Below are 208 nucleotides of genomic sequence, written 5' to 3'. Positions count from 1 at the left end.
CAGATGGTACAGAAGATCATATTAAAGTACCTGTAACAGTAGGGGAACAAGCAGATAATAATGCATATGAACCAACAACAGAAGGTGTAACAAAAGACAATGGCACACCAACGACAACAGACGATGTAACAGGTGCAGTGACAATCCCAGATTATCCAGCGGATAAAGAACAACCAACAATCACAGTGGATGACGAAACACAATTACC

1 protein-coding gene is annotated in these 208 nt (G+C 40.9%); it reads left to right on the top strand.

Translation table 11 applies throughout. The annotated features are described in order from the left end of the window. Positions 1 to 208, top strand: a 208-nt coding sequence (locus LQ677_RS14655) for a hypothetical protein (protein ID WP_239749105.1), incomplete at both ends; no start/stop codon positions are given.

Source organism: Mammaliicoccus sp. Q-M61 (assembly GCF_022386055.1).
Taxonomy (GTDB): domain Bacteria; phylum Bacillota; class Bacilli; order Staphylococcales; family Staphylococcaceae; genus Mammaliicoccus; species Mammaliicoccus sciuri_A.
This window is presented reverse-complemented; position numbering and strand designations above follow the sequence as displayed.